Raw genomic sequence first — 12,237 nt, 5'->3', positions numbered from 1 at the left:
CGAAGGGCCCCACCGCGAACGGTGGGGCCCTTCGACATCGTGCCCGGTGAGGCACTGGCGGAGGATACGAGATTCGAACTCGTGAGGGGTTGCCCCCAACACGCTTTCCAACTGTGGTGGTGGGGTGGTGGGCTGCGTGCGGGGGCGTTCACCTGCGTTCATGGGCGATCGGCCGTGGGGGCTGCCACCGGCTTCGGTCTCGTCTGAACGGTCGTGAACGGTGCTGAATGAGACGGAAACTGAGACGGCATCAAGGGCAGGTCTCGTCGATCTTGACTACGTCGAAGCTGACCATGACATCAGTGGGATGTGTCCCGGGCTCCGGCGTCTGAGAGCAGACCACCCAGTTGCGATCCAGGACTTGGTACCTCCCTGCACCCGTAGCGTCAGTTGAGTCGAGAAGATAGAACCCGTTCGCTTGCGCACTGTCCTGCGCATCTTGCAGCACCTCACCCACCATGTCCGGTAGGGCTGCTTGCTCAACCGACGATTCGCTCTCTACGGGCGCCCCAACGGCCTCTGTGACAGTCTTCGTTGGCGTGGGCGTCTCGCTCGGAGAGTCACTGCCGCCACACGCGGTCGCGAAGCACAGCAGGAGCGACACCGAACCTGCCGCACGCCATGTCCACCGCGGAGCTCGAACATTCTCGGACTTCATGAACTGATTGTCCGCGTGGAAAGACTCCACCGCATCTCAAGCGTTTTGTGGCAGAGCTGTAATCATGACTGCGGGTGTTTCGACCAATCAGGCGCGTGTCTCGCCGCCCTCCCACCGGGCTCAGCCACGCATCGCCTGTCGGTCAGCGCATGCCTCGATGGCGGGCCGCAACGACGACACCTGAGCCATCAGCTTGGGAAGCTTGGGTTTCTTGGCGGCGGTTGCTGCGCTGAACTGCGGCGGGGCGGTGCCGGGGCCCTGGTCGCATCCGTGGCCAGTCCCTGCTGTTCCCCGTGGTTCCCCGCAGGATCTGGCACGCGAATGGCACGACTCGTTGGCCACGGAGAACCCTGGGAAGAAGCTCGGTATTGGGCCTGAGCCCCAGCCGACGACAGTCAGCCATGATGGCGGGTGCGCTGACCGATTAGGCGCGCGTGTGTCTCGCTGCACCCCCACCGAGCTCAGCCACGCTACCGGTTTGTGTCGTCGACCAGAGCAAGCGGATCCGGGCAGGAGCGCTCGAACTCCTCATTACACGGACAGAGCGGGGAAGGATGGGTACCCTTCTAATATCAACGCTTACGGAGGGTGATCATGTCTACCAAGCAGACTGAGTTGGCAATTCAGAACGCTTTGGCCGACCGCCTTGCAGCCATCGAGCCCGGAATGAAGATGATTCAGGAGAACTATCATCTTCACAACAGGGCCGGAACGCGTGGATTTGTAGATATTCTGGCTCGTGATCGCCACGGCATCTTCGTTGCTATTGAAGTTAAGAAATCTAACAACACCGCCCGTGAGGCAATTCATGAAGTTCTAAAATATTGTGAACTTCTACGGCGGGAGCGCGGAATGAGGGTCGATCAAGTCAGAGCGGTAATCGCCAGTACCGACTGGAAAGAGCTCATCGTTCCGTTTAGTGAAATAAGTCGATCGAGTGTTTATCCCATTATGGGGGTAAAGGTTGATGTCGGGGAGGATTTTCCTGCCTCTATGACCGTAGAACCCGTCACTCCGTTGCCGGTGCCAAACGAAAGAGATCTCTCTGTAGCTGCAATCCGAATCCCCATTGTGAACCGATCTGATGCTGACGAGAAATGGGATTCGCTAGCAAGAGCATTGGCGAACGTGGGGATTGAAGACCTAATTGGCGTCTTGGCTGTGAGGTCTCACGACGATACAGGAATCCTCCATGTGGCCCTCGGCGTGGCGGATGTTAATGACCCCAGGTTGCCCGTTCCAGACGACGACGAAGGGCTTGAGGAGCCGGAATTTCATGCGGCCGAGTATCGTGCTGCTTGCGCTGCCGGATTCGGGCATCCAGGGGCTGAGGCTACGACCCCCGAGAAACTAACTCGATACCTGAAGACGAACTCGTTGGAGATCGCTCACGTATATCGCAGGGGAATTTTTGAAGACTGGCGTGATCTCATCGATGATTCCGAAGCGGTCGCAATGGCTCAGCATGCTGCTGGCTGGAACCAACTACTCTTGCAGTCGTCTGCTAACACGTCCAATTCCCTGGCATGGAGTCGATTCCGTGCGCGCGTAGATTATGTCCTTGAAGGTAACCCTGAATGGTCAAATGTGTTGAGGCTATGGCTCGATGAAGTGGAAGGGCAAAGGAAAGGGCTTGACGTGGTAATCACGGTGCACAACCCTGCGGATTTCCTGGCTTCCCTTATTCATGGGTACGGTGGAAATTTGCGTTCCTTGCTTCCGGAAATCTCCGGGGCTGTCGATGCTCCGAGGAATGACGCTAAGATGATTCACGGCCTTCTGACGTGGGATGGGAAGCCAATCGAGGACTTGTGGAAAGCTATTCGTGTCGTATATCCCACCGTGGCTGACTGGGGAATGGCAAGGGCGCTTGGGAGTGTCTATGAGGCGGATGGTGATCTATTGCGGTCGCTTGGATTGAAATACTCGTTGTTCGAATTTCTCCCGGGTGATTCTGTTCTCCCGAGTCAGCTAATAGTGGAGGGTGGCGATTTGCGGCGGATCCGGAGTGATTCAGATGGGGTCTCGTGGCCGGGGGTTCTGCCGCTGCAGGAGTTTCTGCAGCATGTTGATTTTGAGCCCATTGTCAAGGCCTTCCGTCAGTGCATGACTCCGGTGGACGGTGGCGACCAATGGATAGTGAGCGGTTAGCGAGACGTTGCTGTACGCGCGGCACGGGCGCCGGCCGGGCTGGAGCGGGGCGGAGACAGGAGCGCAGGCCCGGCCGGGGGTCGGGCCGCGCGCGGGGAGCGGAGCGAGCCGCCTTGAACCAGTAGAGAAAGTTGTAACTCAGTCGGGCTGCTGGGGCTGTTCAACCTCGATGGATGCTTGGCTGTCCGGCTTCACCTGGTAGGCACCGTGGCCTGCGGCGCGGAACTCATCCACTAGCTCGAAGAACATTTCCATGGCAGGCACGTCGATCTGCTCCGCCCTGCGCTCGATCTCGACCGCCCAACCCAGTGAGCTGGGGTACGTCATCCCCAGGCGACGCCAAAGCCACTGAGCGAACGGCCCCAGACTCCCCGGCTGAAGGTCGCAGTCCTCGTCGATGCCGTGGACACCAAGGGCCGCTGTGTAGCCCATCAGCATGGACTCCAGGTGCAGGAGCGACCGGCCTCGCACCCACATGCCCGGACGTAGCCTTACTTCGTCCAGGAAGTCGTACATATCTGTCAGCTCGTTCAGCTGCCTGAGCCTCGGCCTAGCCTTCCCTGCCTCTGTCATAGAGCCACGCTAATAGAGGCCGTCACCGCTGATGGTCGTCGTGGAGGGGCTTGAAGTCGTACGCGCAGGGCGGCAGTTCGGTGCCTTGACGGTGTGCGAGTGGCAGGTAGATCACTGGCCGGATCGTCCAGGTGATGCGGGTCGAGTCGAAGGTGACCGACACAGTGCAGGGTTCGGAGCGCAGGAGTGCTCGTCGGGTGTCTATGCGGCCGTCGTGCAGCCACTCCCACGCCTGGGCGGATGCGTCCGGGTCGAATGCCGGTGAGATGGTGCGCAGCGCGACGGCAACCCATCGGTCGGCCTGGGGTGCCGAGTAGGCGTCGAACGACGCCCGCAGTTCCAACCCGCCCTCTTCGTTGAGGTCTTCGGTCCAGCATTCGCACCAGTAGCCTCGGCGGGCTTCGTCCTTCAGCACAGGTGGTCTCCCGGTCGGGTGCCGGTGAACAGTTCCGCGGTGACCGTGTAGCCGCCCTCGCTGCCGTGGACGACGACCCGGTGGGCGAGTGCTGTGACCATGCCCAGGCCCCGGCCGTGTTCGGCCTCGTCGTCCTGGTGCTCGGCCTTGGGGCCGTGCCGGTTCCTCCGCCGTCCGTGACCGACAGGGCGATCACCTGCCGGGTCACCGCGAGGGCCAGGTGGAAGCTGCCGGATTCCATGCCGCTGGCGGTGTGGAGGATCGCGTTCGCGCTCAGTTCGCTCACGATCAGCTCGGCGTCGTCGGCCAGGGGTGATCCGCGCAGGATGTCGCGGGTCCAGCGGCGGGCCCGGCTCACCTCTTCCGGAAATCCTGGGCAAGTGAGTCCCCAGACCCGGGCGGTGCTCGTATACTCGTGCATACAAGTTCCTTCGTACTGGTAGGCCGCCATGTGCAGCGGGTTCGGGCTAGACGAGTTTCACGCCGTCGTGGGCGCGGATGGCCGGCGGGGATGCCGCGTCCAATGCGTCGGTGACGCGGATCGCGTATGCCTCGTCGGCAAGCTCGGTGACTTCTTCGCGGGTGGCCCAGCGCAGTGCGCGGGTCTCGTCGCCGGTGGTCGGTGTGCCGTCGGCCGCCTCACAGCGGAAGACCAGCGAGACGATCAGACCCGTCATGTTCTTGTAGACACCGGTCAGGGTCGCGGGAAGTGCGATCTTGATGCCGGTCTCTTCGAGTACTTCGCGCTGGAGGGCTTCGTGAAGGGTTTCCTCGCGTTCGAGGACTCCGCCCGGGGGTTCCCACTTGCCGTTGTCACGGCGTTTGATCAAGAGGGCCCGGCCCTGGTCGTCGACGATGACTCCGGCGACGCTCACGGAGTGCGGACGGTCAGTGCTCACGTTCCTCGGCCCTCTCGGCTGGCTAGGCTCTCCACCGTAGCAACAACAATCGCCCACTCGTCTAGATATCTAAAGGAGTACACGTGCCCTCTCTTCCTTCCGGCTTCCTCGGTGACCTCGACCCCACGAGTGATCGTGCGGTCTTTCGGCAGATCGCCGACCAACTGCGCGAGGCCATCGACCGCGGGCGGTTCAAGGAGGGTGAAAAACTGCCCTCGGAAGCCGAGCTTGTTGACCACTACGGGGTATCCCGGATGACGGTCCGCAACTCCTTCTCCGTCCTCCAGGGCGAAGGGCTCGTGCACGCCGAGCACGGCAAGGGCGTCTTCGTCCGGCCCCGGCCGCCCGTGCGACGCCTCGCCTCCGACCGGTTCGCCCGGCGCCACCGCGAGCAGGGCAAGGCCGCCTTCATCGTCGAAGCCAACGCCGCCGGCAGTCACCCCCAGGTCGACAGCCTTGAGGTCAAGGAAGAAAAGGCCAGTCAGGACGTCTCGACACGGCTCGGGTCCGTGCGGCGGGTGCTGGCTCGTCGGCGCCGGTATCTCCTCGACGGGAGGCCGGTCGAGTTCGCCACCTCGTATCTGCCGCTCGACATCGCGCGCGGTACGCCGATCGCTGAGCCGAACCCCGGGCCCGGCGGGATCTACGCCCGCCTTGAGGAGCTGGGTCACCGCCTCGACCACTTCGAGGAGGAGATTCGCGCCCGGATGCCTTCGCCGGCCGAGGTGAAGACGCTTCGGCTGGCCTCCGGTGTGCCGGTGATCCACCTGATCCGTACCGCCTTCGACACCGAGGGACGGGCCGTGGAGGTCTGCGACACGGTCATGGCGGCGGACGCGTACGTGCTGTCGTATCAGCTTCCGGCGACGTGATGAGGTGATTTGCGGTGGTGCGCGGGGGACGCTTCTCCGACTCGTACACTCCAACAGGCATACTCGTATAGACGAGTGGGTAAGTGGTGTGGCAGGGTGGTCCGCATGAGCCCGGAGATCGGGTTCACAGACCGCATCATGTATAGACGAGTAGATGGGTGAACTGTCTTGCGCACCATTCGTGTTGAGACCTCGGCCGCGACGATCCTGCTGACTGAGGCTCCTGAGCCCAAGGTCCGGGACCGGCAGACGGGCGAGATCGCCAAGGACGCCGTCAGCGGGGAAGCGCTGATGACGATCGGCGTCGTCTACATCGAGGACGGGGAGTCGTCGCTGTTCAAGGTCACCGTGCCGGAGGGTGGTGTGGCCGAGGGGCTGGCGCTGGGGGCGCCGGTCTCGCTGCCTGGGCTGGTGGCACGGCCGTGGGAGTCGGTGTTCAACGGGCAGCAGCGGCACGGCATCGCCTTCCGCGCCGCCGCCGTGACTCCGGCTGCCTTCCCGGTCGCCATGGGGGCCACCGCCTGATGTCCGATCTGGTGACACTTCTGGAGGTGGGTGGTCCTGTCGCCGCACTCGGTGGCGGGGCCGCCTACACCCGGGCCAAGCACCCCCGCGTGTACTGGCCCACGGTCGGCCTGCCGATATCGACCGCCAGGCTCCTCGGCTCCTACGGCTCGGTCATGGAGGCGTGCGGGCTGACCGTGGCGCCGTCCCGGCTGCGGGTCCTCGCCGTCAAGGCCACCACCCGCCGGGAGGTCCGGCCGGTACCGCCTCGGCGGGGCATCATCCGGCCCACCTCAACCGGGCTGCGGCTCCGCCTCCGGCTCGCTCCCGGGCAGGAACCCGCCGACGTCGCCGCTTCGGCCGAGCGGCTTCGGCACGCCTGGGGCGTCCACGCCGTGTACGTGACGACGGTCAAGCCGGGCGTGGTCGAACTGCGGCTCGTCGGCTTCGACGTGCTGCGGAACGTACGGATGCCCCGCAAAACCACCGCCGAACTCCTCAAGGTGCCCGTGGCACTGCGGGAGGACGCCACTCCCTTCGTACGCGACTACCGCACCATCCCGCATCAGCTCACCCTCGGCGCCACGCTCTCGGGCAAGTCCATGTACCTGCGCCACCTGATCACCGGACTCGCCCGGCAACCCGTCGCCCTGGTCGGTATCGACTGCAAGCGGGGTGTGGAGCTGGCGCCGTTCGCCTCCCGCCTCTCGGCCCTCGCCACCGACCCCGACGAAGCCGCCGAGCTGCTGCCCGCGCTCGTCAAGGAAATGGAGGACCGCTACGACCTGATCAAAGCCCGGCAGGGCATCGCCCCGGGCACCCCCGACGAGGAGATCACCTCCGACATCTGGGGCCTGCCCGACAGCGAACGCCCGGTGCCGATCGTGCTGTTCGTCGACGAGGTGGCGGAACTCTTCCTCGTCGCCACGAAGAAGGACGAGGAACGCCGGGACGAGATGGTCACTCAACTCATCCGCCTTGCCCAGCTCGGCCGCGCCGCCGGGATCTACCTGGAGGTCTGCGGGCAGCGCTTCGGCGCCGAGCTGGGCAAGGGCGCCACCATGCTCCGGGCCCAGCTCACCGGCCGGGTCTGCCACCGCGTCAACGACGAAGCCTCCGCGAAGATGGCGCTCGGCGACATCGCTCCTGAGGCCGTCTTCGCTGCCTGCTCCATCGCTCCCGAACTGCCTGGCCTGGCCGTGGCCGGTGACACCTCCGGCGGCTGGTCCCGCATCCGCACGCCGTACCTCTCCCTCGGCACCGCCGCCGAGATCTGCCGGGCCTCGGCCCACCTGGTGCCCGACCTTCCCGCGCTCAAGCCCTTCCGGCCCGACACCCCCGTACGGTCCGTGGAGTCCTCGGCCCCGGCGGTGCAGCCGCATCCGGTGACCGACTGACCTTCGCCCACCCCTCACCCCGGTCGGCGTGACCGCCTCGCGCCAACTCCCTACCCCCGCCATGCCTGAATCCGAAAGGAGCCGCATCATGCGCGCCCAACTGGCCCGTGTCGACGCGGTGCTCGTCCAGGCGCTCATCGCCGCCGCGCTGTCCTTCGCCCACCTGCACGACATCGCCTCGGCGGCCGGACAGGACGGGTGGAAGGCGTGGGCCTACCCGGTCTCGGTCGACCTGCTACTCGTCGCCGCCTGGCGCCGACTGCGCTCCGGTGAGGCGAAAACGGCCGGGTGGTGCTGGTTCGTCATCGCACTCACCGCCTCCCTCGGCGCGAACGTCGCCACCGCCGGCCTCCTCGACCTCGACAACGTCCCCGCCTGGCTACGCATCCTCGTCGCGGGCTGGCCCGCCGTCGCCTTCCTCGGCGGAACCCTCCTCGCCCACACCACCCCCGCCACAACCGACGAAGACCGCAAGAGCCCCGACGACACGGACGACACCATGGACCAGGAGCACACGCCCGAACTCGCCCCCGAGCAACCGCCGCCGACACCACCGGCCATCGAGCCACCACCGCCCGAGCGACCCGCCGTACCCGTCCCGACCGCCCTCGTCGAACACGCCCGCAAAGTCGCCGCCGAACACCACAACCGCACCGGAACACCCATCGACACCCTCACCCTCCGCGCCCGCCTCGGCGTCCCTACGCCCATGGCCGAAGCCATCGCTGCCCACCTCACCCCGACCGGGAGCTGACCCGTGCCCCTCTTCTGCTTCAACACCGCCGCCGACTACCTCAAAGCGGCCCGCGAGATGGCCCTCAACGGCCGTACCACGCTGGCCCGCCTCCTCGCCGAAGAAGCCGCCGACCGCGTCACGGACCCCGCCGAAGCCGCCCGCATCCTGCACGACTTCCCCGGCCCCAGCCTGCGAAAGGAAGACTGATCATGCCCAACCGCCGCTTCCGCAATGCCACCCGCATCGGCCCCGTCCAGGTCGCCACGTCCTACGACGGCCGGGGCCGTGAGAAGCACACCGCCGCCTGCACGGCTCCGCGCTGCGGCTTCTCCGCCGACTACGACAGCCGCGCCGCCGCCGAGCTGGCCGCCCGCACCCACCGCTGCCCCATCCGCTGAAAGGACCCGCCCACTGTGACCGTCAGCCTGCCGCTCGTCGTCGTCCTCGGCTTCTTCGCCTGGGGAGCGGTCAAGTTCCTCGGCGTCCGCACCTGGGTCGTCGTCCTGATCGCCCTCTTCGGCTTCTACCTCTCGCAGACCTTCCTCGCCCCCGCCATCGAGTCCGGCACGCGCTCCGGCGTGGACGTCATAAACGGCTCACATGCCTAGACGAGTAGATGAGGAGAGTCCGACCGTGGTCCTGCCCAAGTACCCCGACAACCCCACCCCGCCGCCCGCACACACCCACACCCCGGCCGACCCGGCGCCCGTACGGCGCTCGCTCCCAGCGGTCTCCATCAGCCCTGGGGTCGTGGCGGCCGTGGTCGTCGGCGGTGTCGTCCTCACCGCTCTCCTGGCCGCCGTCGCCGTCTCGGCCATCTCCGTCGCCATCGCGGCCGTGGTCCTGCGCTCCCTGATCCGCGAGCAGAACCGGCGCTGAACGCGCACGACACCCGGGGCGGCGCACACGACCAAGCATCCGCCGCCCCGGGGCCATCACTCCTGACCGAGCCAGTCAGAAGGAGAAACGCCATCTTCACCCGCACCACACCGCCCCCGCTCCCGGAACTCGCGAAGCTCGCGGAGCACGGCACCCTGCCCGGTATCCTCCGCCAACTCTCCGGCCTCGGCGGCTGCACCAACCCCATCCGCCTCGACGGCCACCGCACCGAGCACGACATCGACACCACAACCGGCGAGATCGGCCGCGTCCTCCACCACCTCGACTCCACCGACCTCCCGGCCGGCCAACTCCTCGTCCGCTGCAACAACCGCCGCACCACCCGCTGCGCGGCCTGCTCCGAGGTCTACCGCCGCGACACCTTCCACCTGATCACCTCCGGCCTGCGCGGCGGCAAGGGCACCCCCGAACACGTCGCCACCCACCCCCGCGTCTTCGCCACCTTCACCGCCCCGAGCTTCGGCCCGGTCCACAACCGCCCCTCCAGCGGGCGCCCCTGCCGCTGCGGAAACCGCCACGACCAGGACGACGCCGAACTGGGCACCGCCCTCGACCCGGACACCTACGACTACGAAGCGGCCGTCCTCTGGAACGCACACGCCGGTCCGCTCTGGCGACGCTTCTCCATCTACCTGCGCCGGGAAGTCGCCAAGCGCGCGGGCCTGTCACAACGCCGGTTCCGCGAACACGCCCGCGTCTCCTTCGCCAAGGTCGCCGAGTAGCAAAAGCGCGGCGCCGTCCACTTCCACGCCGTCATCCGCATCGACGGCCCCACTGGAGGAGACACCCCACCCCCGGCCTGGGCCACGGCCGAACTCCTCACTGACGCCATCAAGACAGCGGCGGCCAAGGTCCGCGTGGACGGCCCGGTCATCAACGGACGCACCCACATCTTCACCTTTGGCCGCCAACTCGACGTCCGCACCATCCGATCCGCCGACTTCAACGACGGCCAGGAGCTGACCGAACGCGCGGTCGCCTCGTACATCGCCAAGTACGCCACCAAGGGCGCCGAAACCGCCACGGGAGCTCTCGACCGGCCGCTGAAGTTCGCCGCCGAACTCGCCCAGCTCGACATCAGCGACCACGCCCGCCGCCTCATCCGAACCGCCTGGTTCCTCGGCGCACGCAAGCACCTCGAACACCTCCGCCTACGCGCCTGGGCCCACATGCTCGGCTTCCGCGGCCACTTCTCCACCAAATCCCGCCGCTACTCCACCACCCTCGGCGCACTCCGCGACGCCCGCGCCGAATGGCGCCGCGCACAACACCACACCCCAGCAACAGAACACGAGACAGCCACGACGTACGTCCTCGCGCACTGGGTCTTCGCCGGTGCCGGGCTCTCCGACACCGAAGCCTGGCTTGCCGAATCCCTCGAACCCGCCCCCGGAACGGAAGGAGAGCCCACCCATGGCTGAGCCCCAAGTCACCACCCTCAGGCCTGATCCCTTCGACCCGTCCTTGGCTCTCCTCACCGTGGAGGAAGCGGCCCGGCGACTCCGCATCGGCCGCACGACGTGCTTCCGGCTCGTCCTCGCTGGAGAGATCGAGTCCGTCATGGTCGGACGGCTCCGCCGCGTCCCAGCCGACTCCGTACCCGCCTACGTGGCCAAGCTGCGCAACCGACCCGCCCAAGCGGCCTGAGGGGGACGGCATGGCAGAGAAGAAGCGCACCCGTCAGCCCAACGGGGCCTCGACCATCTACCTCGGCAAGGACGGCAAGTGGCATGGCCGCGTGACGGTCGGCGTCCGCGACGACGGCAAGCCCGACCGCCGTCACATCGAGCGCAAGACCAAGGCCGAAGTGACCAAGGCCGTCCGCGAGATGGAGCGGGCGCGAGACGACAAGAAGCTCAGGAAGCCGGGGCAGAGCTGGACGCTCCAATCCTGGCTTGAGCACTGGGTGGAGAACATCGCCAAGCCGTACGTCTCCGAGAACACGTACGACGGGTACGAAGTCGACGTACGCGTTCACCTGGTGCCCGGCCTGGGCGCCCACAAGCTCGCCAAGCTGGAGCCCGAGCACCTGGAGCGCTTCTACCGGAAGATGCAGGAGTCCGGGAGCTCCGCCGGCACCGCCCACCATGCCCACCGGACGATCCGGGTCGCCCTCGGTGAGGCCGTCCGGCGCGGGCACGTCGCCACGAACGCGGCCGAGATCGCCAAGGCTCCCCGCCTTGAAGAGGAGGACATCGAGCCGTACACGATCGAAGAGGTTCAGAGCCTGCTCGTGGAGGCGGCCAAGCTCCGCAACAGTGCGCGGTGGGTCGTCGCCCTGGCGCTCGGCCTCCGCCAGGGTGAGGCGCTGGGGCTGCACTGGGAAGACGTCGACCTCGCCGCTGGGTACGTCCGCATCCGTAAGAACCGGCTGCGCCCGAAGTACGCGCACGGCTGCGGTGCCAACCCGTGTGGCCGGAAGGCGGGCTACTGCCCCAAGCGTGAGCAGACCCGGCGCGAGCACAAGTCCACCAAGTCCCGTGCGGGGCGGCGCACCATCGGTTTGCCCGATCCGCTGATCAAGATTCTCCGGCAGCATCAGGAAGCCCAGGAGCGGGAGCGGATCAGAGCCGGTGGGGACTGGGAGGGCAAGGGGTACGTCTTCGCCTCGCCGGTCGGCGGGCCGCTGAGCCCGAACACCGACTTTCACGTCTGGAAGCGGCTTCTCCGGGACGCTGGCGTCCGTAACGGCCGACTCCATGACGCTCGCCACACCGCCGCGACCGTCCTCCTGATCCTCGGCGTCCCGGACGTCGTGATCGACTCGATCATGGGTTGGGAGCCCGGGGGAGCGGCCCGCATGCGCGCTCGGTACATGCACGTGACAGGGACCATGCTCCGCAAGGTCGCGCAACAGATCGGCGATGCCCTCTGGGAGCCGCCAGGAGTCGGCGGGACTCCCGGGACCGGGACGGCCGAACCCGACGGGGAGCCGGACGGAAAACCCAACTGAGACGGAAAGTGAGACGGAGTACGACGAAGGGCCCCACCGCGAACGGTGGGGCCCTTCGACATCGTGCCCGGTGAGGCACTGGCGGAGGATACGAGATTCGAACTCGTGAGGGGTTGCCCCCAACACGCTTTCCAAGCGTGCGCCCTAGGCCTCTAGGCGAATCCTCCGCCGGGAACATT

Annotated in this window: 14 protein-coding genes, 1 tRNA gene and 2 pseudogenes; 12 read left to right on the top strand and 5 right to left on the bottom strand. The window is 66.5% G+C overall.

Annotated features, from left to right (window positions below):
- Positions 1-1,252: 1,252 nt before the first annotated feature.
- Complete coding sequence (locus ACWCRJ_RS39335) at positions 1,253-2,809, top strand: endonuclease NucS domain-containing protein (protein WP_450943788.1); 1,557 nt, start codon at positions 1,253-1,255, stop codon at positions 2,807-2,809.
- 138 nt (positions 2,810-2,947) lie between these two features.
- On the opposite strand, the gene ACWCRJ_RS39330 is transcribed toward ACWCRJ_RS39335, so the two are convergent.
- The 4 genes and pseudogenes from ACWCRJ_RS39330 to ACWCRJ_RS39315 all read right to left on the bottom strand — a co-directional run bounded on the left by ACWCRJ_RS39330 (position 2,948) and on the right by ACWCRJ_RS39315 (position 4,672).
- Complete coding sequence (locus ACWCRJ_RS39330; protein WP_450943787.1) at positions 2,948-3,382, bottom strand: hypothetical protein; 435 nt, start codon at positions 3,380-3,382, stop codon at positions 2,948-2,950.
- 22 nt (positions 3,383-3,404) lie between these two features.
- Positions 3,405-3,797 (bottom strand): hypothetical protein, encoded by a 393-nt coding sequence (locus ACWCRJ_RS39325; protein WP_450943786.1) that lies wholly within the window; start codon positions 3,795-3,797, stop codon positions 3,405-3,407.
- Positions 3,791-4,218: pseudogene (locus ACWCRJ_RS39320) on the bottom strand (ATP-binding protein). The gene ACWCRJ_RS39325 and the pseudogene ACWCRJ_RS39320 overlap by 7 nt, the downstream one beginning before the upstream one ends.
- A 46-nt stretch (positions 4,219-4,264) precedes the next feature.
- A complete protein-coding gene (locus ACWCRJ_RS39315; RefSeq protein ID WP_450943793.1) occupies positions 4,265-4,672 on the bottom strand; it encodes an NUDIX hydrolase in 408 nt (135 codons plus the stop codon).
- 107 nt (positions 4,673-4,779) lie between these two features.
- Between ACWCRJ_RS39315 and ACWCRJ_RS39310 the strand changes: the two genes are divergently transcribed.
- The 11 genes and pseudogenes from ACWCRJ_RS39310 to ACWCRJ_RS39260 all read left to right on the top strand — a co-directional run bounded on the left by ACWCRJ_RS39310 (position 4,780) and on the right by ACWCRJ_RS39260 (position 12,058).
- Positions 4,780-5,568: a GntR family transcriptional regulator gene (locus tag ACWCRJ_RS39310; RefSeq protein ID WP_055536745.1), complete on the top strand. Its 789-nt coding sequence runs from the start codon at positions 4,780-4,782 to the stop codon at positions 5,566-5,568.
- A 168-nt stretch (positions 5,569-5,736) separates the two neighbouring features.
- Positions 5,737-6,093, top strand: a complete 357-nt coding sequence (locus tag ACWCRJ_RS39305) for an SCO3933 family regulatory protein (protein ID WP_450943785.1) — start codon at positions 5,737-5,739, stop codon at positions 6,091-6,093.
- Positions 6,093-7,469, top strand: a complete 1,377-nt coding sequence (locus ACWCRJ_RS39300) for an FtsK/SpoIIIE domain-containing protein (RefSeq protein ID WP_450943784.1) — start codon at positions 6,093-6,095, stop codon at positions 7,467-7,469. The genes ACWCRJ_RS39305 and ACWCRJ_RS39300 overlap by 1 nt, the downstream gene beginning before the upstream one ends.
- Positions 7,470-7,557: 88 nt before the next feature.
- Positions 7,558-8,223 carry a DUF2637 domain-containing protein gene (locus ACWCRJ_RS39295; protein ID WP_450943783.1) on the top strand — a complete coding sequence of 222 codons (666 nt, stop codon included), beginning with the start codon at positions 7,558-7,560 and terminating at the stop codon, positions 8,221-8,223.
- A 3-nt stretch (positions 8,224-8,226) separates the two neighbouring features.
- On the top strand, positions 8,227-8,412 hold the full coding sequence (locus tag ACWCRJ_RS39290; protein WP_450943782.1) for a hypothetical protein: 186 nt from the start codon (positions 8,227-8,229) through the stop codon (positions 8,410-8,412).
- Positions 8,412-8,603: a mobile element transfer protein gene (locus ACWCRJ_RS39285; protein ID WP_450943792.1), complete on the top strand. Its 192-nt coding sequence runs from the start codon at positions 8,412-8,414 to the stop codon at positions 8,601-8,603. Before ACWCRJ_RS39290 ends, ACWCRJ_RS39285 begins: the two co-directional genes overlap by 1 nt.
- 15 nt (positions 8,604-8,618) lie before the next feature.
- A complete protein-coding gene (locus ACWCRJ_RS39280) occupies positions 8,619-8,813 on the top strand; it encodes a hypothetical protein (RefSeq protein ID WP_033531893.1) in 195 nt (64 codons plus the stop codon).
- Between the two features lie 25 nt (positions 8,814-8,838).
- Positions 8,839-9,084, top strand: coding sequence for a SpdD protein (locus tag ACWCRJ_RS39275; RefSeq protein WP_450943781.1), 246 nt, complete (start codon positions 8,839-8,841; stop codon positions 9,082-9,084).
- A gap of 155 nt (positions 9,085-9,239) precedes the next feature.
- A pseudogene (locus tag ACWCRJ_RS39270) lies at positions 9,240-10,526 on the top strand (replication initiator).
- Entirely contained in the window at positions 10,519-10,752 is a 234-nt protein-coding gene (locus ACWCRJ_RS39265) for an excisionase family DNA-binding protein (RefSeq protein ID WP_450943780.1), read from the top strand. Before ACWCRJ_RS39270 ends, ACWCRJ_RS39265 begins: the two are co-directional and overlap by 8 nt.
- 10 nt (positions 10,753-10,762) lie before the next feature.
- A complete protein-coding gene (locus ACWCRJ_RS39260; protein WP_450943779.1) occupies positions 10,763-12,058 on the top strand; it encodes a tyrosine-type recombinase/integrase in 1,296 nt (431 codons plus the stop codon).
- A 79-nt stretch (positions 12,059-12,137) separates the two neighbouring features.
- Here ACWCRJ_RS39260 and ACWCRJ_RS39255 read toward each other — a convergent pair.
- Positions 12,138-12,225: transfer RNA gene (locus tag ACWCRJ_RS39255), tRNA-Ser, on the bottom strand.
- Positions 12,226-12,237: the final 12 nt, after the last annotated feature.

This window comes from Streptomyces sp. NPDC002324 (genome assembly GCF_053593335.1).
Note: the sequence above shows the minus strand (reverse complement) of the source record. Positions and strands in the feature narration are given on the sequence as shown.

What these genes read in the sequence shown, in the direction of transcription:
- ACWCRJ_RS39335 (WP_450943788.1), top strand. Translation starts at nt 1,253, where the DNA reads ATGTCTACCAAGCAGACTGAGTTGGCAATTCAGAACGCTTTGGCCGAC.
- ACWCRJ_RS39330 (WP_450943787.1), bottom strand. Translation starts at nt 3,382, where the DNA reads ATGACAGAGGCAGGGAAGGCTAGGCCGAGGCTCAGGCAGCTGAACGAG.
- ACWCRJ_RS39300 (WP_450943784.1), top strand. Translation starts at nt 6,093, where the DNA reads ATGTCCGATCTGGTGACACTTCTGGAGGTGGGTGGTCCTGTCGCCGCA.
- ACWCRJ_RS39295 (WP_450943783.1), top strand. Translation starts at nt 7,558, where the DNA reads ATGCGCGCCCAACTGGCCCGTGTCGACGCGGTGCTCGTCCAGGCGCTC.
- ACWCRJ_RS39265 (WP_450943780.1), top strand. Translation starts at nt 10,519, where the DNA reads ATGGCTGAGCCCCAAGTCACCACCCTCAGGCCTGATCCCTTCGACCCG.
- ACWCRJ_RS39260 (WP_450943779.1), top strand. Translation starts at nt 10,763, where the DNA reads ATGGCAGAGAAGAAGCGCACCCGTCAGCCCAACGGGGCCTCGACCATC.